The sequence below is a fragment of the Bacillus sp. FJAT-45037 genome, from assembly GCF_002797325.1.
Taxonomy (GTDB): Bacteria; Bacillota; Bacilli; order Bacillales; family Bacillaceae_D; genus Alkalihalophilus.
Genome location: NZ_KZ454938.1, coordinates 419,011 through 445,296 on the forward strand (window position 1 = coordinate 419,011; position 26,286 = coordinate 445,296).

The 26,286-nt window shown below is 41.3% G+C and carries 25 protein-coding genes; 22 read left to right on the forward strand and 3 right to left on the reverse strand.

Features of this window, described 5'->3' with window-relative positions; all coding sequences use genetic code 11:
- Window positions 1-7 precede the first annotated feature (7 nt).
- Window positions 8-892 carry a prephenate dehydratase gene (gene pheA / locus CDZ88_RS02040; RefSeq protein ID WP_100371959.1) on the forward strand — a complete coding sequence of 295 codons (885 nt, stop codon included), beginning with the start codon at window positions 8-10 and terminating at the stop codon, window positions 890-892.
- Between the two features lie 15 nt (window positions 893-907).
- On the opposite strand, the gene CDZ88_RS02045 is transcribed toward pheA, so the two are convergent.
- Complete coding sequence (locus CDZ88_RS02045; protein ID WP_100371960.1) at window positions 908-1,441, reverse strand: transcription repressor NadR; 534 nt, start codon at window positions 1,439-1,441, stop codon at window positions 908-910.
- A gap of 257 nt (window positions 1,442-1,698) precedes the next feature.
- On the opposite strand from CDZ88_RS02045, the gene safA reads away from it, so the two are divergent.
- The 9 genes from safA (at window position 1,699) to yajC (ending at window position 10,554) form a co-directional block, all read left to right on the forward strand.
- Entirely contained in the window at window positions 1,699-3,426 is a 1,728-nt protein-coding gene (gene safA, locus CDZ88_RS02050; protein WP_198507807.1) for a SafA/ExsA family spore coat assembly protein, read from the forward strand.
- A gap of 130 nt (window positions 3,427-3,556) precedes the next feature.
- Window positions 3,557-4,561, forward strand: a complete 1,005-nt coding sequence (locus tag CDZ88_RS02055) for a YhcN/YlaJ family sporulation lipoprotein (RefSeq protein ID WP_157796435.1) — start codon at window positions 3,557-3,559, stop codon at window positions 4,559-4,561.
- A gap of 216 nt (window positions 4,562-4,777) precedes the next feature.
- Window positions 4,778-5,353 (forward strand): BofC C-terminal domain-containing protein, encoded by a 576-nt coding sequence (locus CDZ88_RS02060; RefSeq protein ID WP_100371963.1) that lies wholly within the window; start codon window positions 4,778-4,780, stop codon window positions 5,351-5,353.
- Window positions 5,354-5,483: 130 nt separating this feature from the next.
- Entirely contained in the window at window positions 5,484-6,101 is a 618-nt protein-coding gene (gene ruvA / locus CDZ88_RS02065) for a Holliday junction branch migration protein RuvA (protein WP_100371964.1), read from the forward strand.
- 19 nt (window positions 6,102-6,120) lie between these two features.
- The gene (gene ruvB / locus CDZ88_RS02070; RefSeq protein ID WP_100371965.1) at window positions 6,121-7,122 is read left to right on the forward strand and encodes a Holliday junction branch migration DNA helicase RuvB; all 1,002 of its coding nucleotides are present in this window, start codon (window positions 6,121-6,123) and stop codon (window positions 7,120-7,122) included.
- A complete protein-coding gene (locus CDZ88_RS02075; RefSeq protein WP_100371966.1) occupies window positions 7,119-7,334 on the forward strand; it encodes a DUF2905 domain-containing protein in 216 nt (71 codons plus the stop codon). The genes ruvB and CDZ88_RS02075 overlap by 4 nt, the downstream gene beginning before the upstream one ends.
- Before the next feature lie 111 nt (window positions 7,335-7,445).
- The gene (gene queA, locus CDZ88_RS02080) at window positions 7,446-8,471 is read left to right on the forward strand and encodes a tRNA preQ1(34) S-adenosylmethionine ribosyltransferase-isomerase QueA (RefSeq protein ID WP_100371967.1); all 1,026 of its coding nucleotides are present in this window, start codon (window positions 7,446-7,448) and stop codon (window positions 8,469-8,471) included.
- 35 nt (window positions 8,472-8,506) lie between these two features.
- On the forward strand, window positions 8,507-9,646 hold the full coding sequence (gene tgt / locus CDZ88_RS02085; RefSeq protein ID WP_100371968.1) for a tRNA guanosine(34) transglycosylase Tgt: 1,140 nt from the start codon (window positions 8,507-8,509) through the stop codon (window positions 9,644-9,646).
- A gap of 644 nt (window positions 9,647-10,290) precedes the next feature.
- Entirely contained in the window at window positions 10,291-10,554 is a 264-nt protein-coding gene (gene yajC, locus CDZ88_RS02090) for a preprotein translocase subunit YajC (protein ID WP_100371969.1), read from the forward strand.
- Window positions 10,555-10,640: 86 nt separating this feature from the next.
- On the opposite strand, the gene CDZ88_RS02095 is transcribed toward yajC, so the two are convergent.
- Window positions 10,641-11,024 (reverse strand): TIGR04086 family membrane protein, encoded by a 384-nt coding sequence (locus tag CDZ88_RS02095; protein ID WP_100371970.1) that lies wholly within the window; start codon window positions 11,022-11,024, stop codon window positions 10,641-10,643.
- 156 nt (window positions 11,025-11,180) lie between these two features.
- Here CDZ88_RS02095 and CDZ88_RS02100 point away from each other — a divergent pair, with 156 nt between their 5' ends.
- The 3 genes from CDZ88_RS02100 (at window position 11,181) to CDZ88_RS02110 (ending at window position 14,529) form a co-directional block, all read left to right on the forward strand.
- Window positions 11,181-12,467 (forward strand): ArsB/NhaD family transporter, encoded by a 1,287-nt coding sequence (locus tag CDZ88_RS02100; RefSeq protein WP_100371971.1) that lies wholly within the window; start codon window positions 11,181-11,183, stop codon window positions 12,465-12,467.
- Window positions 12,468-12,563: 96 nt separating this feature from the next.
- The gene (locus tag CDZ88_RS02105; RefSeq protein WP_100371972.1) at window positions 12,564-13,220 is read left to right on the forward strand and encodes a DUF421 domain-containing protein; all 657 of its coding nucleotides are present in this window, start codon (window positions 12,564-12,566) and stop codon (window positions 13,218-13,220) included.
- 169 nt (window positions 13,221-13,389) lie between these two features.
- Window positions 13,390-14,529 (forward strand): dicarboxylate/amino acid:cation symporter, encoded by a 1,140-nt coding sequence (locus CDZ88_RS02110; RefSeq protein WP_100371973.1) that lies wholly within the window; start codon window positions 13,390-13,392, stop codon window positions 14,527-14,529.
- Window positions 14,530-14,582: 53 nt separating this feature from the next.
- On the opposite strand, the gene spoVB is transcribed toward CDZ88_RS02110, so the two are convergent.
- Window positions 14,583-16,154: a stage V sporulation protein B gene (gene spoVB / locus CDZ88_RS02115; RefSeq protein WP_100371974.1), complete on the reverse strand. Its 1,572-nt coding sequence runs from the start codon at window positions 16,152-16,154 to the stop codon at window positions 14,583-14,585.
- A 151-nt stretch (window positions 16,155-16,305) separates the two neighbouring features.
- Between spoVB and CDZ88_RS02120 the strand changes: the two genes are divergently transcribed.
- From CDZ88_RS02120 to CDZ88_RS02155, 9 genes are all read left to right on the forward strand, one after another.
- A complete protein-coding gene (locus CDZ88_RS02120; RefSeq protein ID WP_100371975.1) occupies window positions 16,306-16,791 on the forward strand; it encodes a COG2426 family protein in 486 nt (161 codons plus the stop codon).
- 40 nt (window positions 16,792-16,831) lie between these two features.
- Window positions 16,832-17,110: a post-transcriptional regulator gene (locus CDZ88_RS02125; protein WP_100371976.1), complete on the forward strand. Its 279-nt coding sequence runs from the start codon at window positions 16,832-16,834 to the stop codon at window positions 17,108-17,110.
- A 165-nt stretch (window positions 17,111-17,275) separates the two neighbouring features.
- The gene (gene secD, locus CDZ88_RS17240; protein ID WP_157796436.1) at window positions 17,276-18,580 is read left to right on the forward strand and encodes a protein translocase subunit SecD; all 1,305 of its coding nucleotides are present in this window, start codon (window positions 17,276-17,278) and stop codon (window positions 18,578-18,580) included.
- Window positions 18,570-19,514: a protein translocase subunit SecF gene (secF, locus tag CDZ88_RS17245; RefSeq protein WP_157796437.1), complete on the forward strand. Its 945-nt coding sequence runs from the start codon at window positions 18,570-18,572 to the stop codon at window positions 19,512-19,514. Before secD ends, secF begins: the two co-directional genes overlap by 11 nt.
- A 103-nt stretch (window positions 19,515-19,617) precedes the next feature.
- The gene (locus CDZ88_RS02135) at window positions 19,618-20,520 is read left to right on the forward strand and encodes a cation diffusion facilitator family transporter (protein ID WP_100371977.1); all 903 of its coding nucleotides are present in this window, start codon (window positions 19,618-19,620) and stop codon (window positions 20,518-20,520) included.
- A gap of 31 nt (window positions 20,521-20,551) precedes the next feature.
- Complete coding sequence (locus CDZ88_RS02140; RefSeq protein ID WP_100371978.1) at window positions 20,552-20,890, forward strand: LapA family protein; 339 nt, start codon at window positions 20,552-20,554, stop codon at window positions 20,888-20,890.
- A gap of 78 nt (window positions 20,891-20,968) precedes the next feature.
- Window positions 20,969-23,341, forward strand: a complete 2,373-nt coding sequence (gene recJ / locus CDZ88_RS02145; protein WP_100371979.1) for a single-stranded-DNA-specific exonuclease RecJ — start codon at window positions 20,969-20,971, stop codon at window positions 23,339-23,341.
- A gap of 2 nt (window positions 23,342-23,343) precedes the next feature.
- Complete coding sequence (locus tag CDZ88_RS02150) at window positions 23,344-23,859, forward strand: adenine phosphoribosyltransferase (protein ID WP_100371980.1); 516 nt, start codon at window positions 23,344-23,346, stop codon at window positions 23,857-23,859.
- Between the two features lie 222 nt (window positions 23,860-24,081).
- A complete protein-coding gene (locus tag CDZ88_RS02155; protein WP_100371981.1) occupies window positions 24,082-26,271 on the forward strand; it encodes a RelA/SpoT family protein in 2,190 nt (729 codons plus the stop codon).
- The last annotated feature ends 15 nt before the right edge of the window (window positions 26,272-26,286 follow it).

Here is a 26,286-nt window from a genome sequence, read left to right on the forward strand (position 1 = left end):
TGAGAAGATGAAGGTAAGCTATTTAGGTCCGGTCGGTACATTCACGGAAATGGCTACAAAAGCACTATTTCCTAACAGCGAGCGAATTCCATACAAGACCATTCCGGCTTGTATAGATGGTGTAGCACAAAAGCATAGTGATGTGGCGATCGTGCCTATCGAGAATACGATTGAGGGTTCAGTAAATTTAACGATCGATTACTTAATACATAAACAAAGACTACCGATCGTCGGAACAATTACCATTCCGATTTCACAACAATTTATGATGCACCCAGACCAAGTGAGGCAACTTAAAAAACCAACGCGAATCATCTCTCACCCCCATGCGATTGCTCAGTGCCATGATTTTTTGAGTAAAGAGTATTCGGATGTGGATACAGATTACATGAATTCAACAGGGGAAGCAGCAAAGTTTGTTGCGACGATGAAAGATGAACCAATTGCAGCAATAGCCAACGAATTAGCGGCTGAGGTTTACGGATTATCCGTTGTTCATCACAACATCCATGATTACAACAATAACCATACCCGCTTTGTTGTCTTAGCTAATGGCGTCGAAACATTCAAAAACCCGACGATAAATCACAATAGTTTTAAAACAACGTTCATGATCACACTACCTGCAGATTTCTCAGGTGCGCTTCATCAGGTGCTGTCTGCGTTTGCTTGGAGAAAGCTTAATTTATCCAAGATTGAATCAAGGCCAACAAAAACTGGACTAGGCAATTACTTCTTTTTAATAGATGTTGATCAATTAGCCGATGATGTATTAATTCCAGGCGTGAAGTCGGAGCTTGAAGCATTAGGATGTGGAGTCGAGATTTTAGGGAGTTACCCATGTTTTTCATACCAACAACTGAAGACTAAAAAAGTCAGCCCGTCATGTTAAATGGGGCTGACTTTTTTAGTCTTCAAGTAGATATCCTTTTGCTTTTAACGCACTGATTGCTTCGTTCAATTGGTTTTCATTTTCCGCTTCGATCGTATGAAGGTGAACGCCGTCAGTTAATTCAAGTAACAAATTGGCTTTTGTTGCTGCTAACTTTTCAATGAATTGATGTACATCTTGCCTTGTTGATACATGAAGAGAGGCAGTGATTTCCCCGTATAATGCGTGCTCTACGGTAACGTCGACAACCGTTACGCCAAAGTCAACGAGTGTTCGAAGCTCGTCGTCTGTCTCATTGGCTGTGTGTTTAACAGCAATCATTTGACGGTGTTTTGGTTTTTCACCGTTTTGAAAATATAAATAACCATTGGATGTTGCGATAATGGGGTGGTTTTTAGCTTTTAAGATCGACATGTCTTGAACGATGACTTGGCGACTTACGTTAGAGCGTTGAGCAAGTTCCTTACCTGTTAAAGGACTAGCACTTTCTTTTAGCCAATGAATGATTTGATTTCGACGGTTCTCGCCGTATATTTTTTTATCTGACATATCTTACACTGCCCCTTTTCTTTGGAACATATTTTCACATGTGCATAGTATACCACGGATATCTTATGTCGTAATATGTACCACTAATGATACAGGTTCAGTAGGCATAAACCTATTTTTGGCATCATACATTGTGCTAGAACCCTTTTGATTTCATGGTAGTATGTTTTTTTCATACAGCCATTGGACGAATAGTAGTGTCAATACGCCTACATCGGCATACGATGTAACGAATGGTTAGAGGAGGGAGAAAGAACGTGAAAATTCACATTGTACAAAAAGGGGATACGCTTTGGAAATTGTCAAAGAAGTACGGAGTTGACTTTGGACAATTAACAGCAGCAAACACGCAGTTATCCAATCCAGATATGATCATGCCTGGAATGAAGATCAAAATTCCATCAGGCAGTGTACCAGTGAAAAATGAAACGATGATTCAACAGCAGTCGACTAAAGAAATGCAAATGGCATCAAAAGAAATGCCGAAAAAAGAGGCACCAATGCCACCAGCACCTACACCACAGATTCAAATGCAGATGCCGAAGATGGAAATGCCCAAAATGCCGCAACCATCAATCCAACAAACACCAAAACCAGCACCAGCAAAGAAATATGAAACGAATATGAATATGTTCTTCTATAAACCACAGCAACCAGCGCCAAAACCTAGTGTGCAAAAGATGCCTGAAGTAAAGAAACCACCAGTTAAGCCACAACAAAAACCAGTATCAAAACCACAAGCACAGCAAAAACCAGCGCCGAATGCGAAACCGCAAGCGCAACAAAAGCCAGCACCGAATGTAAAACCGCAAGCGCAACAAAAGCCAGCACCAAATATAAAACCGCAAGCGCAACAAAAGCCAGCACCAAATATAAAACCGCAAGCGCAACAAAAGCCAGCACCAAATATAAAACCGCAAGCGCAACAAAAGCCAGCACCAAATATAAAACCACAAGCACAACAGAAACCAGCACCAAATATAAAACCGCAAGCGCAGCAAAAGCCAGCGCCAAATATAAAACCACAAGCACAACAGAAACCAGCACCAAATATAAAGCCGCAAGCGCAGCAAAAATCAGCACCGAATGTAAAACTTCAAGCGCAGCAAAAGTCGGCACCAAATTTGATGCCGCAAGCACAACAAAAGACGGGAGCGAATGTGATGTCGAAGGCACAACAAAAGACGGGAGCTAACATGATGCCACAAGCACAAGCGAATAAGGGACCAAACATGATGCCGCAAGCGCAATCGAATATGGGACCAAACATGATGCCGCAAGCGCAATCGAATATGGGACCAAACATGATGCCGCAAGCGCAAGCGAATATGGGACCAAACATGATGCCACAAGCACAAGCGAATATGGGGCCAAATATGATGCCACAAGCGCAAGCAAACATGGGAGCAAACATGATGCCACAAGCACAAGCGAATATGGAGCCAAATATGATGCCAATGGCCAATATGTATCCAATGCAACATATGATGGGACAGATGCAACCGAATATGATGCCTCAACAAATGGCACCTTATCAATCAATGGACAATTGTTGGACGCCAATTAGTCCAGTAATGCCAGGGTGTGCAAATTGCGGTTCAGGTTTCCAAGGGCAAGCATTTCCACAGCCGATGCCGCAATGGGACTGGGATCAAGACTATGATTATCAGGCGCAAGCAAACATGGCACCAATGATGCAACCAAATATGATGCCACAAGCACAAGCAAACATGGGACCTAATTTTATGCCACAAGCAAACATGGGTCCAAATATGATGCCGCAAGCACATTCAAATATGGGACCAAGCTTCATGCCACAGCAAGCGAATCAACCAATGGCTCAAAGCAATCAACAAATGCAAATGATGGGGCAACCTAATCAACAGATGATGCAAGGAATGAACAATCAGATGATGTCCTCTCACGATTACGAGCAATTGCAACATTTGAATCAATACCGTGAAACAAACGATTACGAAGATTAATGAGTAGCGAGCAGCCTATAATTTGGCTGCTCTTATTTTTTGAGAAATTTAATTGAAAACCCTCCAGTAACTAACAGACTAAACTTTGATCATTCAAGCCACATTAATGATTGAAAGGGGGAATTCAACTATGAAGAAAATCGCATTGACTGTGGCAGCTGCTACAATGATTCTGGGCAGCATGACAGCTTGTGGTACCGATAACCAAGCAAGAAACATGAGTAATAGTTATCAACAGACGGGGTTTGAGTCACAAGATATGAGCGGGGCTTACACAAGTTCTCGTTATGGTGGACAAGGCCCTGTAACAGATATGATGACACCTGATTCGCGAGGTGGCACATATGGAAGGCTCGACCAACAAGCAGGTCAAAAAACGCGTACAAATTACAACAACTACCAAGTACGTGGGGAAAAAGGATATCAATCTGCAGGTAGAGATGGATATCGAGCCAACCAGATGAGACCTGGAATGGGACGCTCAGGCGTAACGGGTAATGATCGTCCTGGGATGGTGGATGAAGATGGGTTATTACGTGGCCATGACAATACGCGTTATGGTACACAAAACCGTCAAGGAGCTATGGACTTCCGAGCAAGAAGAACGACAGACCTTACGAAAAATCGTTCATCAAGCTACGGTATGACAGAGCGTGGTGCAAATACAATGGAACGTGGAGCGCAAAAAAGTCTCGGGACGATGGAGCGTGGAGCTTACCGTGGAATGGGAGCTGCAAAACGTGGGGCTGAACAATTAACGGGTCAGCGTACAACAACAGCGAACTACCACAAGAATTATGACGGTCAAACAGCTCAAAAGTTAGCCAACCGTGTCGATGATATTGAAGGTGTTGACGATTGTCGTGTCATTGTACATGAAAACGATGTCGTTGTCGGCGTTCAAGCGGATGGAGATTATGAGCAAGTTCAACAACGTGTGGAAAAATACGTCCAAAAACACGTGAAAAATAAAGATGTTCGTGTTGTAACTGATAAAGACGCTGTTGGTCGCATCCGTACAATGGATGACCAATTACGTTCAGGTGCAGCTTTTGATGAAGTTGGTTCAACATTCAATACCATGGTAAATGATTTAGGCAACGCTGTTACACGACCATTTGAACGTTCGCGTTAATATTATGTTGAAGGCAGAGCGCTGATGCTCTGCCTTTTTTAGCTTGGCAGTGGCATTAACTTTTACGTATTTTATAAAAAACTGGTTTTATTAATGAATGAATACGCCCACCTTAGGGGATAATGAATCCGTAAATGGAAGTTTTTGTTTTAACTGATTCATAACAGATCTTTCATTCTCAGTCCGAGAAATGAAATGTTGAATGGTGGTGGTATGATGAAAGTGATTCAAGCAATTAAAAAGCAAAAAGGAAACACTCTTGTCATCATGGTGCTGTTTGTACTTGTCTTATCGTTTATCCTCTTGGTTATCCAGACAAATAAAGGTCATGTCCAAGAAGAGGCAAGGACGGAAGAAAAAACCGATGCTTTTGAAGTTCTTGGCCCTTCAGTGATGGATGTAACGCGTAGGTATGTTTATGTAGACGGTGAAGTAATAGAAGATCAGACAACAGAAACGATTTGGGCGATGGAAGATTTTTGGGCAATGTTTGATGATTGGACGCTTGTGACTCAATCGGAAGACGGGATTATTTTTGAACAAGAAATAGACGATATCTCGCCCGCCCTCAAAGTAAACGGATATTTTGGAATCACAGAACATGGCGTATTATCTATTTTTGAAGGTGTTCCACAAGACGCACAAATCATTCAGTCCTTTTACCAAATAGACACGAAAAAACTAAAAAGCCAACTACATATGGAATTGGCTGAAGGGATACCAGTTGAAAATAAAGAGCATTTTGAAGAAGTACTCGAAGTAATTGCCGAGTATAAGGTAGGAGAGTACTAAAGGAGATTGAAAAGAAACTGTCTACAAGTAGACAGTTTTTTGCTTTTTTCTAGGAAGCGAAGCTACGCGTAGCATACGAATTTATGATAAAATAGAAATGAATGTTCGTATGTAGAGAGGAAGTTCAATCATGATTGATTACATAAATGGAGTTTTAGTTGATATAGAAACGCAATATGTTGTCCTTGAAACTCAGGGAATTGGGTACCAAGTTTATTGCCCGAATCCATATCGATTCCAACGACAGCTTGATACTCAAATAAAGATTTATACGTATCAGCATGTAAGAGAAGATTTGATTCGCTTATTTGGATTTGAAACGAAATCCGAACGGGCATTATTTGAAAAGCTCCTTAATGTTTCCGGAATTGGTCCAAAGGGCGCTTTAGCGATCCTTGCTTCTGGTCAGCCAGAACACGTCGTTCGGGCGATTGAAGAAGAGGATGAAGCCTTACTTGTTAAGTTTCCAGGGGTGGGGAAGAAGACAGCTAGGCAAATCATCCTTGATTTAAAAGGGAAATTAGACGACTTTGTGCCAAGCTTATTAACAGACTCGAATTCGTTAATGGAAAGTACGCGAGGCGGTGGACCATCTAAAAATGAAGAACTAGAAGAGGCTCTAGAAGCGTTACGCGCTTTAGGATATGTAGAAAGAGAACTGAAAAAAGTACGTCCTACGCTCGAAGAAGAACAGTTAGAGACAGATGCGTATATTAAAAAAGCATTACAACTAATGCTTAAAATTTAACAGTTAGGGGGTGAGCGAGATGGAAGAACGTATGGTCTCTGCTGAGGCTCAAGGGATGGAGGAATCGATTGATCAAACCGTCCGTCCGACAGAGCTTAGTCAATACATTGGGCAGGAGAAAGTAAAGCAGAACCTTAAAGTGTTCATTGAAGCGGCAAAGATGCGTGAAGAATGCTTGGATCATGTCTTATTGTATGGACCTCCTGGACTTGGTAAAACAACACTATCTGGGATTATTGCAAATGAAATGGGTGTTCAAATGCGAACAACCTCTGGTCCTGCCATTGAGAGGCCGGGGGACTTGGCTGCGATATTGTCTTCGCTTGAACCAGGAGATGTATTGTTTATTGATGAAATTCATCGTTTAAACCGCATGGTTGAAGAAGTGCTGTATCCGGCGATGGAGGATTTCTGCTTAGACATTGTTATTGGCAAAGGACCTACAGCAAGATCCGTTCGACTTGATCTCCCTCCGTTTACATTAGTTGGTGCAACGACTCGAGCAGGAATGCTTTCTGCTCCTTTGCGTGATCGTTTTGGGGTGATGGCCCGTTTAGAATACTACACGGAAGCTGAGCTCGCCTATATTGTCAAGCGAACAGCAGGAGTGTTTGATACTAAGCTCGAAGAAGATGCGGCGACGGAAATTGCGAAACGTTCAAGAGGAACACCTCGTATTGCCAATCGACTTCTTCGCCGAGTGCGTGATTTTGCTCAAGTGAAGGGCGATGGTGCAGTAACCGTTGATGTCGCTGAAGATGCTTTAGAAAAATTACAAGTCGACCGTCTAGGACTGGATCATATTGACCATAAATTACTAATAGGTATGATCGAGAAATTCCGAGGTGGACCTGTAGGACTTGAAACCATTTCAGCTACGATTGGAGAAGAATCCGATACGATTGAAGAAGTTTATGAACCGTACCTCTTGCAAATTGGATTCCTACAACGAACGCCGCGTGGTCGGATGGTTACACCTCTTTGCTATCAGCATTTTAACCTAGAGGAGCCAACGAAATGAATTCAGTGTCAAAAATATTAATTGGTGTTGGTGTGTTGATTGTGATTGTAGGATTGTTATGGCCAATCATCTCAAAAACACCGATTGGACGTTTGCCAGGAGATATCCTAATTAAAAGAGAAAACTCAACGTTTTATTTTCCGCTAATGACATCAATTGTCATTAGCATCGTGGTGTCCTTACTTTTACTTTTGATTGGTCGTTTTCGCTAACAATCAAGTGAAATGACTTGCTTAATAAAGAAAGGTTCGGTATTCTAGAAAAGATGTCTTAGGACGAAACCATTATAGTACGTTTATTAGAATGAAAAAGGTGAACCAAACATGGATGTACGTGATTTTGATTTTTTCTTACCAGATGAACTGATTGCTCAGACGCCGCTCTTAGATCGAACGGCGTCTCGTTTACTTGTATTAAATAAAGAGAATGGATCGATCAAAGACGATGTCTTCTCTTCAATCACCGATCATTTAAAGCCAGGCGACTGTCTCGTCTTAAATGATACGAGAGTCCTTCCGGCAAGGCTGCTTGGAGTGAAAGAAGAAACAGGGGCCAAGATTGAATTGTTGCTGTTAAAACAACTAGAAGGCGATAAGTGGGAAACGCTCTGTAAGCCCGCTAAGCGTGTCAAAGTTGGTACGGTAATCAATTTTGGTGATGGACTTTTAAAAGCAACATGTGTCGAGGAAACCGATCAAGGTGGGCGTGTAGTTGAGTTATCTTATAAAGGAATTCTTCATGAAGTCCTTGATCAACTCGGTGAAATGCCTCTGCCTCCATATATTAAAGTGCAGCTAGAAGACCAGGAGCGCTATCAAACCGTTTTTGCTAAAAATAGAGGGTCTGCCGCAGCACCGACAGCAGGATTGCACTTTACCGAAGAACTTTTGCAAACGTTGCAAGATAAAGGGGTGCATATTGCGTTTATTACACTTCATGTGGGGCTTGGTACGTTTAGACCTGTTAGTGTTGATACGATTGCAGAACATGAAATGCATGCAGAATATTATCAAATGAGTGAAGGAACGGCTAGGTTATTGAACGAGGTCAAACAAAACGGCGGCGATGTGATTGCTGTGGGGACAACTTCGGCAAGAACACTAGAGACGATCATGAATGAACATGAAACGTTTTGTGAAGCGTCTGGGTGGACATCAATCTTTATTTATCCAGGCTACACATTTAAAGGAATTAACGGATTATTGACGAACTTCCATTTACCGAAGTCAACTCTCGTCATGCTCGTGAGCGCACTAGCAGGAAGAGAAAACATTTTAAATGCATACAACCATGCTGTGAGTGAGCGTTATCGCTTCTTTAGCTTTGGAGATGCGATGTTTATTCGCTAAAAGAGTAATGGAAGCAACAAGGAGGATGGGACGCTATGGCAGCAGTCACCTACGAACACATCAAAACATGTAAGCAATCAGGAGCAAGACTTGGGAAAGTTCACACACCTCATGGTACATTTGAAACCCCAATCTTCATGCCTGTAGGAACTCTCGCAACAGTTAAAACAATGAGTCCTGAAGACCTTGAGAGAATGAATGCTCAAATCATTTTAAGTAACACCTATCATTTGTGGTTACGACCAGGACACGATATCGTCAAAGAAGCTGGTGGTCTTCATAAATTTATGAACTGGAATCGACCAATTTTAACCGATTCTGGTGGATTTCAAGTATTTAGTTTAAGTAACTTACGTAAGATTAAAGAAGAGGGCGTACATTTCCGTAACCATTTAAGCGGGGAGAAGTTGTTCTTAAGTCCAGAAGGTGCGATGGAGATTCAAAATGCGCTAGGTTCAGACATTATGATGGCTTTCGATGAGTGCCCACCATATCCAGCAGAGTACGACTACATGAAAAATTCAGTAGAGCGTACGACTCGCTGGGCAGAACGTTGCCTCTTGGCCCACCAACGACCAGAAGACCAAGGCTTATTTGGGATTGTTCAAGGTGGAGAGTATGAAGAGTTAAGAAAGCAAAGTGCACAAGACCTTGTTTCAATGGACTTCCCAGGTTATGCAATTGGCGGTTTATCTGTAGGAGAACCAAAGGATGTAATGAATCGCGTTCTAGAATTTACAACACCTTGGTTGCCAGAAGACAAACCACGTTACCTAATGGGTGTTGGCGCCCCTGATTCACTAATTGACGGTGCGATTCGCGGGATCGATATGTTTGACTGCGTTCTCCCAACACGTATTGCAAGAAACGGGACATGTATGACCAGCGTAGGACGTTTAATTGTCCGTAATGCAAAATATGCAAGAGATTTCCGTCCACTAGATGAGAACTGCGACTGTCATGTATGTAAAAATTACTCAAGAGCATACATCCGTCATTTAATTAAATGCGATGAAACATTCGGATTTAGATTAACGTCTTATCATAACCTGCATTTCCTGTTAAACTTAATGGAACAAGTAAGACAAGCAATTCGAGAAGACCGTCTGCTCGACTTCAGAGAAGAATTCTGCGAACAATACGGCTTCAACAAACCAAACGCAAAGAATTTTTAATAAGAAAAGCGGAGGAGTCCGTTTAGAGGCGTATAAAATGGAGTGCGGCGACCGAGATAAAGGAATCACAGAGAACGTAGTGATCTGATGATGACTTATCGACCGAGGCGAACGGAATTTTACTAGCCGCTGGACACCGCAGCTAGCCAAGAAAAGCGGAGGAGTCCGTTTAGAGGCATATAAAATGGAGTGCGGCGACCGAGATAAAGGAATCACAGAGAACGTAGTGATCTGATGATGACTTATCGACCGAGGCGAACGGAATTTTACTAGCCGCTGGACACCGCAGCTAGCCAAGAAAAGCGTAGGCGACTGATCTGGGATGCGGGAAAACTAGGGGGAGCGATAAGAAGTCGTTCTGTGACTTCGTTCGATTCACCGGTTTTACCCGAAGCCCAAGGAGCCGCAGCTAGCCAGAAAAGCGTAGGCGACTGATCTGGGATGCGGGAAAACTAGAGCATAGCAACTAAACCTCCTAATTATTGGATGTATTTGCGCGAAAACTGCTCTGTTTTGCGCGGAAATGCTGCCAATTCACTCGTAACATAGGAAATCTCGCGCGGTAACAGCTACGATTCGCGCGGAAATGTCTCATAAAGTCAAGCATTGGTCCAATTTTACTAATGAAAGGAGGGGAAAAGAGAATGGAGATTTTAGGTACATTATTACCGTTAATTTTAATGTTTGCGATTTTTTATTTCTTACTAATTCGTCCACAACAGAAGCGTCAGAAATCAATTCGTGACATGCATGCAAACCTACAACGTGGTGACAAAATCATCACAATCGGAGGTTTACATGGCGTCATCGATTCTATTGATGAAGATGTCATGACGATCCTTGTAAACGAAAATCGTAAATTAACATTAGATCGTGCTGCGGTGCGTGAGGTTGTTAATCCAGACTGAGTGTAAAAAGGCGAGAGGTTATCCTTTCGCTTCTTTTTATATCGTTCGTACAAAGCAAAAAAGCACAGCCATTTGGCTGTGCTTTTTTACTTTTCTGATTGACTTGAAAGATTGACGCCGATGATCCCGCCTATAGCTGCAACGAGTAGGTACAAACCATGGAACATATATTGTCCATTAGTGAAAGCTTCGTTATACCCTAAGAATTGAACCAAAAAAGTGACGAGGGAAAAGAGCAAAGCTGTGAGGGCACCGACCATCATACCTTTTGATTTTGCTTTTGTTCCTGCCATGAATCCACCAATGAACAGGGCGAGAAAGGCGACGGTTGTGATGAGCCAACCGATCGATTCCTCTGTGTACGAGGTAAACGTTAGAAATAATGATGTCATGAGGCTGAAGGATAGGGCAATGAGTAAAACTCCGCCTAATCCTAAAAAGACAGCTGGAAAAACATTGCGATAAGCCAAAAGATCACTCCCCTTTTTAATGGAATACATTCCTTACTACAGCTTATTCAGGCTTGTATAAAATAGACGTGAAAGATAGGCATGGACAGAATAAAGGACATGTTTGCATTGGGCTTGTCATAAGATGGTAGAAATGTGGACGAGAGGAGTACAAACATGGCAGTAACCTTTGCGTTAACCATTTTTATGATCAGTTACTTCTTTATCATGACAGAGAAGCTTAATCGTGCCGTCATTGCTTGCTTGGGCGGTGTGCTCATGCTTGTGTTCGGTGTGTATCAAATAGAAGCGGCCTTTTTGCAACATATTGACTGGCATACGATTACGTTATTGCTGTCAATGATGATCCTTGTCTCAATTACTAGTCAGAGTGGCTTTTTTGAGTACGTGGCGGTGTCAATGGCAAAGTGGGTGGAAGGTCGACCGATTCCGTTATTGATTGTGATTTCGACACTGACAGCAGTAGGGTCAGCTTTTTTAAACAATGTCACGACTGTGCTTCTGATTGTGCCGATCATCTTCACGCTGACTTCTTTGTTAAAGTTAAATGCAGTTCCTTTTCTTTTATCGATTGTGATGGCTTCAAACATTGGTGGGACAGCGACACTTATCGGAGATCCTCCCAATTTAATGATTGGTCAGGCAGTAAGTCATCTGAATTTCAATGATTTTCTTATTCATTTAAGCCCAGTTGTTATCGTTATTTTTATATTAGTAATGATTGGTTTAGTATTTTATTATCGTAACCAATTAGCGGTGAAACCGGAGCATCAAATGAGACTAAAAGGACTGAATCCGCGTGAATTTATTAAAGATCGGACCTTATTAATAAAGTCTGTCACGATTCTTTGTGCGACAACACTATCCTTTATTTTCCAACCTTTGCTTGGTATTGAATTGACAAGCATAGCTATGGTGGGGGCATTATTACTGATGCTGATTACCCAAGATGAGTTAGATGTGGAAGAAGTATTCAAGTCCGTCGAATGGGTCACTTTATTTTTCTTTATTGGCCTTTTCATGCTTGTCGGTGGATTAAAAGAAGTGGGCATTATTGATGAATTTGCTAAGGCGATTATATATTATACAGATGGGGATTTGCCAAAAACTGCCTTATTTATATTATGGGGTTCTGGTATATTATCAGGATTCGTTGATAATATACCGTTTGTAGCGGCAATGATTCCTGTTATTTTAGAATTCCAAGAGTATGGGATGACGAATCTTGATCCACTCTGGTGGGCGTTGGCACTTGGTGCGTGTTTAGGTGGAAATGCGACCATTATTGGTGCAACGGCAAATGTGATTGTTGCTGGGATGGCACTGAAAGCAAAACAACCATTCAGTTATCTAGAGTTCCTAAAAGTTGGGCTGCCGATTGCATTCATTTCGTTTATTATATCGAGTGTCTATATTTATTTTAGATACTTAATTTATTTTTAAACGTAGCTCTTTCCAAAAGCTTCAACTCATCAGCTCCGCTCCTCTGTGCATACTACAAAGTAAAGACAGAGTCGGAAACTCGGGAGGACGTGAGCGATGGATTTTATGACAATCATTTTACGGACATTTTTAGTGTATGTCATTATTCTCCTTGTCTTGCGCTTAATGGGGAAACGTGAAATAGGTCAGTTGTCTGTTCTTGATTTTGTCGTATCGATCATGATTGCTGAACTAGCCGTCATTTCGATTGAGAATTTTCAGGGACCGATAATCTATTCACTTATTCCAATTTTCGTGTTGTCTATCATTCAAATTACCTTTGCATTTATTTCGTTAAAAAGTGAGAAGTTACGTGATTTTCTAGATGGAGAGCCTTCGGTGTTAATTAAAGAGGGGAAAATTGATGAACACGAAATGCGCAAACAACGATACAATTTCGATGATCTTCTTGTGCAGTTGAGGCAAAATAAAGTAGCTAAACTTTCAGATGTTGAGTTTGCCATTCTAGAGCCTTCTGGAAAATTATCGGTTATTGAGAAAGCAAAAGAACCGCAGCAGAAAGGACCGAATATGCCATTGCCTCTTATTTTAGATGGTAAAGTACAGGAGGAGCATCTGACTAAAATCAATAAAACACCTCTTTGGCTAAGACAAGAAATGCGCAAGATTGGGTATCGAGATATTAAAAAAATATCTTATTGTGCGATCCGTGAAGACCAATCCTTTTTTGTGGACATAAAGGATGAGAAATAGGCGTAGAAGAAAGCTAATCTTGGCGGAGGTTAGTTTTTTTTGTTTTGAATGAACCGAATAAATACTTACTATTCTGAATATATAAACAACCCTTGTAATTTAATGAAGGATATGTAAAATAGGAATATACATTTGTGCATGTTAAAAGGACACGCGTAGGGGGAGAAAGATGAAATTATTAGTGAAGTTAGTGATCGGAATTGTTCTCGGTATTATCGCTGGATTGATTTTACCGCTAAATTTTGTCCGTGCATTTGTCACATTTAAAGAGGTGTTTGGGAGCTTCATTGGATTTATTATTCCATTTATTATTTTATTCTTTATCGCAAGTGGGGTCGCTGGACTAGGGAAGCAGTCGGGTCGTTTGGTTGGAAGTACAGTGGGACTAGCCTATACGTCAACCGTCATTGCAGGCTTACTTGCCTTCGTTGTGGCGGTACTCATTATTCCGAATGTAGCCACAACGAATGTGGTCACAGAGGATGCGGGCAGCTTAACATCTTATATCGACCTTGAAATTGAACCGTTAATGGGTATAGTCACAGCCTTAGTGATGGCCTTTGTTTTTGGAATTGGTGTTTCGAAAACAGGAAGTGAAAAAGTAAAAGGCATTCTTGATGAAGGTAAAGATATCATTGAACTTGTTATTACAAAAATTATTATTCCTTTCTTGCCTTTATACATTGCGGGGATCTTTGCTGAATTGGCTTATGATGGAACGGTGTTTGCAACATTAAGTGTATTTGCTGTCGTTTTGCTTTTGGTCATTTCTTTACACATCGTTTGGTTATTGATTCAATTCTCCATTGCAGGTGCGTTAAGGGGAGAGAATCCGATTCGTTTACTTATTAATATGCTACCGGCATACTTTACAGCTATTGGTACAATGAGTAGTGCGGCGACGATTCCTGTCACTTTAAAAGCAGTGAAGAGCAATAACGTCAAAGACAACATTGCAAACTTCGGAGTACCGTTAAGTGCGACGATTCATTTGTCAGGAAGTGTGATTACGATCGTTACATGTGCAGTGGCTGTGATGTATATGCTTCCAGAACTTGCGACTCCTACTCTATCTGGAATGTTCCCTGTTATTTTGATGCTTGGGTTAATTATGGTGGCTGCACCTGGGGTTCCTGGGGGAGCAATCATGGCTGCATTAGGGGTATTAACATCGATGCTTGGATTTACTGAAGCGGCGCTTGGTCTTATGATGGCGTTATATATGGCGCAAGATAGCTTCGGAACAGCAACGAACGTAACAGGTGATGGGGCGATTAACTTAATTATTGATCGATTCTCAAAATCGTAACTATTTACAAGGGAAGAGGTTGTCTCGACGTTGAGACAACCTCTTTTTTCTTGTTATCCTTTTGGGGCAAGCTTGGCGATCGTCTTACCGATGAATGGAACGCGGTTTAATTCGTCACGTTGTAAAAGACCTAAAAAGATCATCAGAATACTATAGAACACAGTAGTTAAAAAGATACTTAGCAAGGTTTTCGTTAGCATCGATTGATCTAAAAAGGCATGATGTAAGCACATAAAGCCGATCCATGTTGATGTTCCAATTAAAAAGATTACTTTGACAATCAGTTTGACATCAATTGTGAAGCTGACGGTTTTTACAACGGTCGCAAAATGTAGCAAGGTGACTAAAATGAATCCAATCACAATAGCCAGGGCAGCTCCCATAATCCCTAGCTCTGGTCTTGTGGCTAAGGCAAGGATCGCTCCTATTTTGACAACCGCTCCAAATAAACTGTTCATCATCGCCGCTTTTGCAAGGTCAAGAGCTTGTAATGTTGCTTGAAGAGGGCCTTGGAAGTACAGGAAGATACTAAATGGAGCCATCACTTTCACATAGGTCGCAACAGTCGGTGCGTTGTACATCAGATCCATAATTGGTTCGGCATAAACATATAAAATAACAACAGACACTCCACCAGAGATGAGCGCGAGCCGTAGGGCCTGATTTAATCTGTGGTGAATCATTTTGTATTGTTTTTTCGCTGCTGCCTCGCTAATAGCTGGAACGAGCGAGACGGATAGAGAGTATGTGATAAAAGTCGGTAAAAGAAGAAGAGGAATTACAAAGCCTGCCAGCTCGCCGTATTGTCTCGTAGCCATCACCGTAGCTACTCCTGCTAGAGCTAAACTTTGTGCGATAACGATTGGTTCAAAAAATAAAGAAAGGGAACCGATCAACCGACTTCCGGTTGTAGGAAGAGCAATCCGCATGAGATCATGAAAGGTATGCTTTCCTTCTTTTACATAATGAAAGAAACCCGAACGGATTTTAAATCGTTTATTCGTTTTAAACATAAAGATCATGTACAATAGTGACGCGAGTTCCCCGAACACAACGGAGATCATCGCACCAGCTGCTGCGTACTCAATCCCCATTGGTAAGAATGCACTTGTCATTACAGCAACCAACGTGATCCGGACGATTTGTTCAATCACTTGAGAGTAAGCTGTCGGTTTCATGTTTTGTCGACCTTGGAAATAGCCGCGCATCACAGAGGATAAGGCGACAATCGGGACAATGGGAGCGATAGCGATGAGAGGATAGTACGCTCTCGCATCTGTGAGCAATGTTTTTGATATAATGGGAGCGAAGACAACCATAGCGACAGTGAAAATGAGACTTAATGTACCAGTAACAGCGAGAGATACGACTAAAATCCGTTTAATTCGACCACGATCCTGATGGGCTTCAGCTTCAGCAACGAGCTTGGAGATCGCAACAGGTAGGCCTAGTTGGGTAATGGTGATCACAAGAAGTAAGGTCGGGACAGCCATCATATAGAGACCTACCCCTTCAGCTCCCATAATACGCGCGACCACAATTTTATTTACAAAGCCTAAAAAGCGTGTGATTAGCCCTGCGATAATGAGAATGAACGTCCCTTTAAGAAACGTTTGTTTTGACATGAGCAGCCCCACTTCCCTAAAAAAATAATGGATATTTTCCGTTATTATTTATATGCTTAGTAGTGGGGCAAGCATGACAAGTTGTTTGGTAGAATGAGATGGACTCGTTCAAGAATATATTGAAGTAGGAAAAAGAAAGGGAGATCTTTAAGTGAAAGAAACAATTCAAAATTTTATGGTTGAAACATTTGGGTTTTTACCCCCTGAATTATTAGTCGTCCTTGTGTCTGCGATGCCGATTCTTGAATTACGTGGAGGGATTCCACTTGCGGCGACGCTCGGGCTATCATTTGGCGAGGCATTATTTTACGGGATACTAGGAAATTTATTGCCGATTATTCCGATTCTCATCCTCTTCCGTCCGATTAGTAAATGGATGTTGCGTTTTCCTCTCTACAAACGCTTTTATGATTGGCTATATAGTCGTACATTGAAAAAGAGTGATAAGGTTGAGAAGTTCGGTGCGATTGGTCTGATCTTATTCACAGCGGTACCCCTTCCGACTACAGGGGCTTATTCTGCTAGTTTGGCAGCGATTTTATTTTTCGTGCCATTCCGCTCTGCTTTTCTAGCGATTGCAACAGGCGTTGTCATTGCTGGAGTCGGGGTAGCAACGGTGATGTACGCGATTTTCTAATTGAGAGTAAAAAGTGTGTAAGGGAGAGGAGCTTGAACAAATGGAAAAACAACAGTTTGAAAGCTGGAAAGAAGATGTTATGCCTGCGATTGTGACGAAAGTAGAAGAATTTCATTTTTTAGGCTACGGACGAGTGACGACTGATGAAGTCTGGAATTGCGTTATGGATCGTTTACGGAAGCAAACAGAATTTATGCGTCTTCATGCTTTTGTTCAAGTTATTCTCACATTGAAAATTCAAGATTATATGACGTGGTTAACGAAGCAAAGTTACCAATCAGGCACCGATTGGTTTAAAGATAACGAGTCGATTTTATAATAATGACAAGACGCAGTTCTACATAATATATATCTTTATGCGGAGAATCTTCCAAATGAAATTGACAGGAATTTTCATTGAAAGCTATAATAAGGCTATTGTGTAAATGCTTGTCTACTAGTAGACAAGCATTAGTGCGTTAATCAGAGGAGGCATTAGAGCAACATGGTGAAAAAGGGCCGTATTATCGCTTTTTTCCTGATCGTACTCATGTTTGGAGCACTAATTAGCCAGACGGTCATGGGAATTACGAAGGAAATTAAGTTAGGACTAGACCTTCAAGGTGGATTTGAGATTTTGTATCAAGTCAACCCAGCTAATGAAGGAGATGTGATTGACCAAACCGCGCTCAGTGCAACAGTAAGTGCGCTTAATCAACGTGTAAATGTTCTCGGTGTATCAGAGCCGAATATCCAAATTGAAGGGGATGACAGAATTCGTGTGCAACTCGCTGGTGTGGATGACCAACAGACTGCACGTGACTTACTTTCAACCGAAGCAAATTTAACATTCCGTGATGTAAATGATGTAGTGTTACTTGATGGAAGTGATTTGCAACAAAACGGGGCACGGTCTTCATTTAAAGATCAAACGAATGAACCAATCGTGACATTAACGCTTAATGATGGTGGTTTATTTGGTGACATTACAAGAGACATTTCAAGCCGTCCGCCAGGTGAAAACTTACTTGTTATTTGGCTTGATTTTGAAGAGGGTGTCGATTCATACGCAGCAGAAATGATGAGCGAAGATCCTAAATTCTTATCTGCACCTTCTGTTCGTGAACCAATTCCTTCGCGTGATGTGATGATTGATGGAAGCTTCACGGTTGAAGAAACACGTTTTATTGCAGAAGTTTTAAATGCAGGTAGTTTACCTGTTCAATTAGAAGAAATGTACTCTAATTCAGTAGGAGCTTCTCTTGGTGAGCAAGCGATGGAAAAAACGATTTATGCTGGCTTTATTGGTATCGCGTTGATTTTCATTTATATGCTTATTTATTACAGATTTATGGGTGCTATTGCTGTGGTGACGTTAAGCATGTACATCTACCTTGTGTTAGTCATCTTTAACTGGATGAATGCGATTCTAACCCTACCTGGTATCGCCGCATTAATTTTAGGGGTCGGTATGGCTGTTGATGCTAATATCATCACTTACGAACGAATTAAAGAAGAAATTCGTTCAGGTAAGTCAATCATGTCTGCATTTAAATCAGGAAGCAGACGTTCATTATCAACCATTTTAGATGCAAATATTACGACGATTCTAGCAGCGGGTGTGCTTTTTGCTTACGGGACAAGCTCTGTGCAAGGGTTTGCTGTTATGTTAATCGTCAGTATATTAACAAGCTTTTTAACAGCGGTATTTGGGACACGTCTTCTTCTCGGTTTCTGGGTGAATAGCCGTGCTCTAAACAAAAAACCTCGACTGTTTGGTGTGAAAGAAGGTGAAATCGATGAGCTTTAATTTTTATAACCGCGAGATTGATTTTGTCAGTCAACGTAAGAAGTTCTTCGTATTCTCGCTTGCCTCCATGCTCATTGGAGTGATCCTTTTACTTACCATGGGTCTAAACTTAGGGATTGACTTTAAGAGTGGATCTCAAGTTGAAATTCTAGCAGATACCTCGTTAACAGCAGAACAAGTCGAAGAGGAATTTGCACAAATTGGTTCAGGATACACACCTGATGATATTACATTAGGAGGGGACAATAATGAACTTGCAACCGCGAGATTTATTGGTGTCTTAGATGCAGGCGAAATCGCGGAGATTCAGTCGTACTTCGCCGAGCGTTTCGGAGCTGATCCGAATATTGGAACCGTATCGCCGACAGTAGGACAAGAGCTTGCTCGAAATGCTTTGATTTCTGTGTTGATTGCATCGGTCGGTATTATCATTTATGTGACGATTCGATTCGAGTTTTTATATGGTGTAGCAGCAATTGTTGCCTTGCTTCACGATGCATTCTTTATTATTGCGGTGTTCAGCTTGCTACAAATACAAGTGAATGTGCCATTTATTGCGGCCGTCTTAACCATTGTCGGTTATTCGATAAATGATACGATCGTTACTTTCGACCGCATTCGAGAAAACATGAAATTAGCAAAGCGTGTTAAAGATTTTAACGACTTAGCGAGTATCGTTAACAAAAGCTTAACGCAAACATTAGCTCGTTCCATGAATACGGTGCTAACGGTTGTGTTTGCTGCTGCTGCTCTTTTCATTTTCGGTGGAGAAGCCATTCGATCGTTTGCTTTAGCGCTCTTAATCGGACTCGTTGCCGGAACATATTCATCGATGTTCTTGGCATCACAACTATGGTTAATTTGGAAAGCGAAGCAATTAAAGAAGCGTAAATTCCAAAGTGAGCCTAAGTCAGAAGAAGAACCAACTGTCTAAGATCAAAAGGAAGGTCAGGGTGCATACCTTGATCTTTTTTTTGGTAGAATAAAGTAGAGTGGTGGTAGGTTTTGGTATACTATGTAGAGAGTGAGGTGAGCGTATGGAAGAAGCTGATATTCGTTATAAGAAAATACGTTTTGCTGCTTGGGTCGGAATTATAGGAAACATCATTCTGGCTATTGTAAAAGCGGTGATTGGTTTTATGGCAAATAGCCGAGCCTTAATAGCTGATGCTGCTCACTCCGCATCAGATGTTGTCGGATCGGTTGTTGTGTTAATTGGAGTACGTGCCGCGAAGATGCCACCAGATGAAGATCATCCATATGGTCACGGAAAAGCAGAGTCGGTGGCAGCGATCATTGTTTCTGTGTTACTACTTCTTGTTAGTTTTGAAATTGCTCTTAGTGCAGTGAAGTCATTTTTTGAACCTGTTGTCGTACCGAAGATGATCGCTATTTATGCCGTTGTATTTTCCATTGTGACAAAAGAATTAATGTTTCGATACAAGTATGAATTGGGAAAAAAATATAATAGTGAGGCGTTAATGACGGATGCTTGGCATCATCGCTCGGATGTCTTTTCTTCTATGGCTGCTCTTGTGGGGATTGGGGCAGCAATTATTGGAGGAATGATGGGGATTTCTTGGCTCGTTTACGGAGATGCGCTTGCGAGTGCTTTTGTTGCTGTATTAATTGGGAAGATGGCGTGGAGTCTCGGGAAACAATCAATTCACAATGCACTTGATCATGTTCTGCATCACGAAGATACAGTCGAGATGAAACAAGCAGCAGCTGGGGTTGAAGGAGTATTAAACGTTGATGAATTTTTTGCGAGAGAACATGGACATTACGTCATCATCGATATTAAGATTGGTGTCGATCCAATGATTACTGTGGAGGAAGGCCACTCCATTGGTAAAAATGTTAAGCTTCGTTTGTTAGAAGAGAAGAATGTTCAGGATGTACTCGTTCATATAAATCCATATAGGGCGAAACAAAAATAAGAGAAAGAAAAACAAAAGGAGGAGTTCGGGGATGAGGGGACAATGGAATATTATCTTGGGATTATTGGTCGCAATCATCATTGCAATCTTTGCGGTCATAAACGTTGACTCAGTTCGTGTGAATTACTTGTTTGGTGTGTCAGAGTGGCCGTTAATTCTTGTCATTCTTGTGTCAGTGTTTATGGGAGCCATCGCTGCAGGTGCGTTGGGGATGATGAAAATTTACGGACTGCAAGCAGAGATCAAAAAACTTAAGACGTTAAAAAATCATCAAGATTCATCAAAAACGCCAGAACAAGATGTCAACACAGAAGCTACACATGAGGCGGCTGCAACAACAGTAGATGCCAGTGAAGAAAAAACAAAATAATATCATCTGACGTTCGCATTTCAGACATTGTCACCCCTTGGTCACTCCTGTATAATAGGAAGGTCAAGGGGTGAACTTATGTTAAAACCTAAGGCAAGATGGAAAATACAAGAACAAGACAATCTAAAAACAGAATTACTTGTAAAAGAATTAGGTGTGGATACACTTGTGGCTCAATTATTATTAAATCGTGGTATTGACACTCCAGAAGCTGCAAAAACATTTTTATGTACCGAAGAAATGACCTATCATGATCCGTATTTGTTAGACGGCATGAGCGAAACAGTAACCCGAATAAAAGAAGCGATTGAAAATAAAGAAAAAATCCTCATTTTTGGAGATTATGATGCGGATGGAGTGAGCAGTACCTCCGTCATGATTTACACATTACAAGAACTTGGAGCAAGCTTTGATTATTATATTCCTAACCGATTCACAGAAGGGTATGGTCCGAATGAACCGGCCTTACGCCGAGCGAAAGAAGAGGGATATGCTCTTGTTGTGACGGTCGATACAGGAATATCAGCCGTACATGAGGCGAGTATAGCACGAGAGATAGGTTTAGACTTTATTATCACCGATCACCATGAAGCGCCACCGACGTTACCTGATGCGTTCGCGATTGTAAATCCGAAAAATCCGGGATGCTCGTATCCATTTAAAGGACTCGCAGGGGTTGGTGTGGCTTTTAAAGTAGCGCAAGCCTTACTCGATCGAATTCCTGTTGAATTACTTGATATTGCAGTGATTGGAACGATTGCTGACTTGGTACCACTTGTCGATGAGAATCGTTTACTTGCCAAAGAGGGATTAAAAGCATTGCAATCAACAGAAAAACCAGGCTTACGTGCGCTGATGGAAGTGTGCGGAGTTGGGCAGGATACGTTATCGGGAGATCATGTAGGATTTGGAATTGGACCTCGAATTAACGCAGCAGGCAGACTTGATTCAGCCGATCCAGCCGTTGAATTAATGATTACAAATGACCCAGTCGAAGCGAAACAATTAGCTGCTAGGATTGATGCGTTAAATAAAGAGCGTCAAAGCATCGTCAATGCCATTACCGAAGAAGCGGTGGAAATGGTTGAGACGATGTTTCCACCGAGTGAAAATAATGTATTAATTGTCGCCAAATCTGGTTGGAATGCAGGGGTTATCGGTATTGTCGCCTCGCGCCTCGTTGAGCGTTTTTATCGCCCGACGATTGTTCTTAGCATTGATGAAGAAAAGGGTACCGCAAAAGGCTCAGCAAGAAGCATAGAAGGCTTTGACATGTTTAAGGAGCTATCAGAAAGCCGCGACATCCTTCCTCATTTCGGTGGACATCCGATGGCAGCTGGTATGACATTACAAGAGAGCGATCTTGAACTTCTTCGTGAACGTTTGAATCAACAAGCGGGCGATGTATTAACGGAAGAAGACTTTAAGCCATTAACGAAAGTCGACCTTCAAACAACTGTCGATCATATTTCGTTAAAGGTCATTAAACAATTAGACGCGTTAGCGCCTTTTGGTGTTAGTAATCCGACGCCAAAAGTGATGATAGAAGATGTGCATATTGATCAGATGCGACGGATTGGTAGCGAAGCGAATCATTTAAAGATTAGTCTCGCTCAGAATGGGGCGAACTTAGACGGGATTGGGTTCCATCTAGGTCATCTGCATGATGAAATTAGTCAGACGGCTAAGGTTTCTGTGATTGGCACACTGTCTGTTAATGAATGGAACGGACATGTTAAACCACAAATGATGCTTGAAGATGTTGCGGTCAAAGAATGGCAACTGTTCGATTGGCGCAGCATTCAGGCGAAAAGACTAGCAGATCGCTTGCAAGAGATTCCAAATGACCAACGAGTGATTGTTTGTTTCCAAGAGGCAACCGCGGAACAACTAGCGCTGAATGAATTTGAAGACGTCGTCCGAGCGAGTGACTTAACAGGAACGGTTGGTGTATTTGAAGATAAGTATGTCGTATTACTAGATGTTCCAAATACGCGTCAAGAATTCGAGGAGCTCTTTAGTGACCAAGGAATTCCGAGTCGCGTGTATACGATCTTCCATCAAACAGAAGACTCTTTCTTTACGTCGAACCCGAATCGCGATCAGTTTAAGTGGTATTATGCATTTCTTGTTCAGCGCAAAACCTTCGATCTTAAAAAACGGGGGAATGACCTAGCCAAGCATAAAGGTTGGTCAAAACATACAATTGATTTCATGTCACAGGTGTTTTTAGAGCTAGGATTTGTTACAATAGACAATGGTGTCCTTACTACTAGTGAATCACCAGAGAAAAAGTCATTAGAACATTCTTTGACATATCAACGAAAACAAGAACATGCACAAATTGAAAATCAATTCGTTTATTCTTCCTACGAGGAATTGAAGCAATGGTTCAATCGCATAATTCTTCCAACTAAAATAGATGAACGACAGATCAAGGAGACGGTGTAGAAATGGATTTTAAACAGCATATTACAATTGTAGAAAACTATCCTAAAGAGGGTATTCGTTTTAAAGACATTACGACGTTAATGCAAGAAGGACCAGCGTATAAGGCAGCTATTGACGAAATGGCTGATTATGCAAAGGATAAAGACATTGATCTTGTCGTTGGACCAGAAGCACGAGGTTTTGTGGTTGGTTGTCCAATTGCTTATTCACTCGGTAAAGGATTCGTTCCAGTTCGTAAAGCAGGGAAATTACCTCGTGAAGTGCTCTCAGTTGATTACGGCTTAGAGTATGGAAAAGATAGCTTAACAATTCACCGTGATGCGATCAAGAAAGGTCAACGTGTATTAATTGCCGATGACTTGCTTGCAACAGGGGGAACGATTGAAGCGACAATTAAAATGGTCGAAGAGCTTGGTGGAATCGTTGTTGGTATTGCGTTTATGATTGAGCTTGACTACCTTGACGGCCGCGGGCGTTTAGAAGGATATGACTTATTCTCATTAATGACGTACAAATAACGAACAGATAATTAGAGTGCCCATTTCATCGTGGGTGCTCTTTTCTACTATAGTAATCTTTTATTTCCAAAAGGCGTTGCGAGAATTGCTGTTAAATGAGCTTTATCTGTAGTATTGGTAATAATTTTCAATATTACTTCGACAATTTTCGCCTTTATCCCTTTACATCGAGTCAAAACTTAACGATAATAAGAACAAATCGAATCGTGAATAGGTGATTTCATGACCATAGATCAAGTAATTGAAAAAGCAAGTCTATATCTTAGTGAAGAGGACGTTGCTTTTTTACGCAAGGCTTACGAATTTGCTGAAAAATCTCATAGTGGTCAATACCGAAAATCGGGTGAACCATACATTCTTCATCCCATTCAAGTCGCAGGGATCGTCATTGAGTTAGAACTAGACCCTAATACTGTGGCTGCAGCGTTTTTACATGACGTTGTGGAAGATACAGAAGTGACAATTGAAGAGATTGAAGAAGAATTTAATGATCAAGTAGCCATGCTCGTTGATGGTGTAACAAAGTTAAAGAAGTTTAAGTACAAGTCGAAAGAAGAGCAACAAGCGGAGAACCACCGTAAGATGCTTGTAGCGATGGCAAAAGACATTCGTGTCATTTTAATAAAGTTGGCTGATCGTCTCCATAACATGAGAACGTTAAAGTTTATGCCACCAGAAAAGCAACGAGTGACGTCAAACGAAACACTTGAAATTTTCGCTCCACTTGCCCATAGGCTCGGTATCTCTACAATTAAGTGGGAGTTAGAGGACATTGCTCTTCGTTATTTAGATCCACAACAGTACTACCGTATTGTGAATCTAATGAAGCGTAAACGGACAGAACGAGAGCAGTATCTATCGGGTGTGATGGATAAGATTAGTGATCACTTAACGGATGTCAATGTTAGAGCTGAACTCTCAGGTCGTCCTAAGCATATTTACAGTATTTATCGCAAAATGATTCTACAAAACAAGCAATTCACTGAGATTTATGATTTGCTTGCTGTTCGAATTATCGTGAAAAATATTAAAGACTGCTATGCTGTGCTAGGTATCATCCATACATGCTGGAAGCCGATGCCAGGACGTTTTAAAGACTATATTGCGATGCCTAAAGCGAATATGTATCAATCACTGCATACAACCGTTGTCGGGCCATATGGTGATCCACTTGAGGTGCAAATTCGAACAGAAGAAATGCACCAAATAGCGGAGTTTGGGGTTGCCGCACACTGGGCGTACAAAGAAGGCAAGCCCGTAGCGTCAACTTCTCATGATTCATTTGAGGACAAGCTGACTTGGTTCCGTGACATTATCGAGTCGCAAAATGATACGAATGATGCACAAGAATTTATGGAATCGTTGAAGATGGACTTATTTAGTGACATGGTCTTTGTGTTTACACCAAAGGGCGATGTGCTTGATCTTCCTCGTGGCTCTGTGCCACTTGACTTTGCCTACCGTATTCATAGTGAGATCGGTAATCGCTGTATAGGTGCAAAGGTTAACGGCAAGATGGTGCCTCTTGATCACGAGTTAAATACAGGCGATATTGTCGAAGTGATGACATCGAAGCATTCGTATGGACCTAGTCAAGATTGGTTAAAAATCACACAATCTTCTCACGCAAAAAACAAAATTAAGCAATGGTTCAAGAAAGAACGCAGAGAAGAAAACATTGAAAAAGGTCGAGAGATTGTTGAAAAAGAAATTCGTGCTCTTGATTTTGAACCTAAAGAAGTGTTAACGATTGAAAACATTCGAGAGGTAGCCAACAAGTTTAGCTTTGCAGGTGAAGAAGATATGTTTGCCGCAGCGGGCTACGGTGGAATTAGTGCTAAGCAAATCGTCAATCGTATGACCGAAAAGCTACGTAAACAACTAGACCAAGAACAAGAAGAACAATCACTAGCCGATGCGATTAGCGAAATCCCATCATTTACACAAAAAAAGAAAGCTAGTTCTGGTGTTCGTGTAAAGGGTGTGGATAACCTATTAATTCGTCTATCACGTTGTTGTACGCCAGTTCCTGGTGATGATATTATCGGCTATATTACGAAAGGTCGAGGGGTTTCGATTCACCGTGCTGATTGTACGAACGTAAATACAGAAGAAGCTAAGACACGACTCCTTCCTGTTGAATGGGAGGGTGATCTTAAACAATCAAAATCCTATAATGTAGATATTGAAATTACTGGATTTGATCGAAATGGTCTCTTAAATGAAGTACTACAAGCTGTAACAGAGTCAAGAACGATGATTAATGAAGTCTCTGGAAAAAGTGATCACCGAAATAAAGTTGCTACGATTCATATGACGATTTTAATTCAAAACATTGATCACCTTCATAAAGTCGTAGAAAAAATTAAACATTTACAAGATATATATTCTGTTCGCCGTATTATGCATTAAGAAATTGAGGTGTCC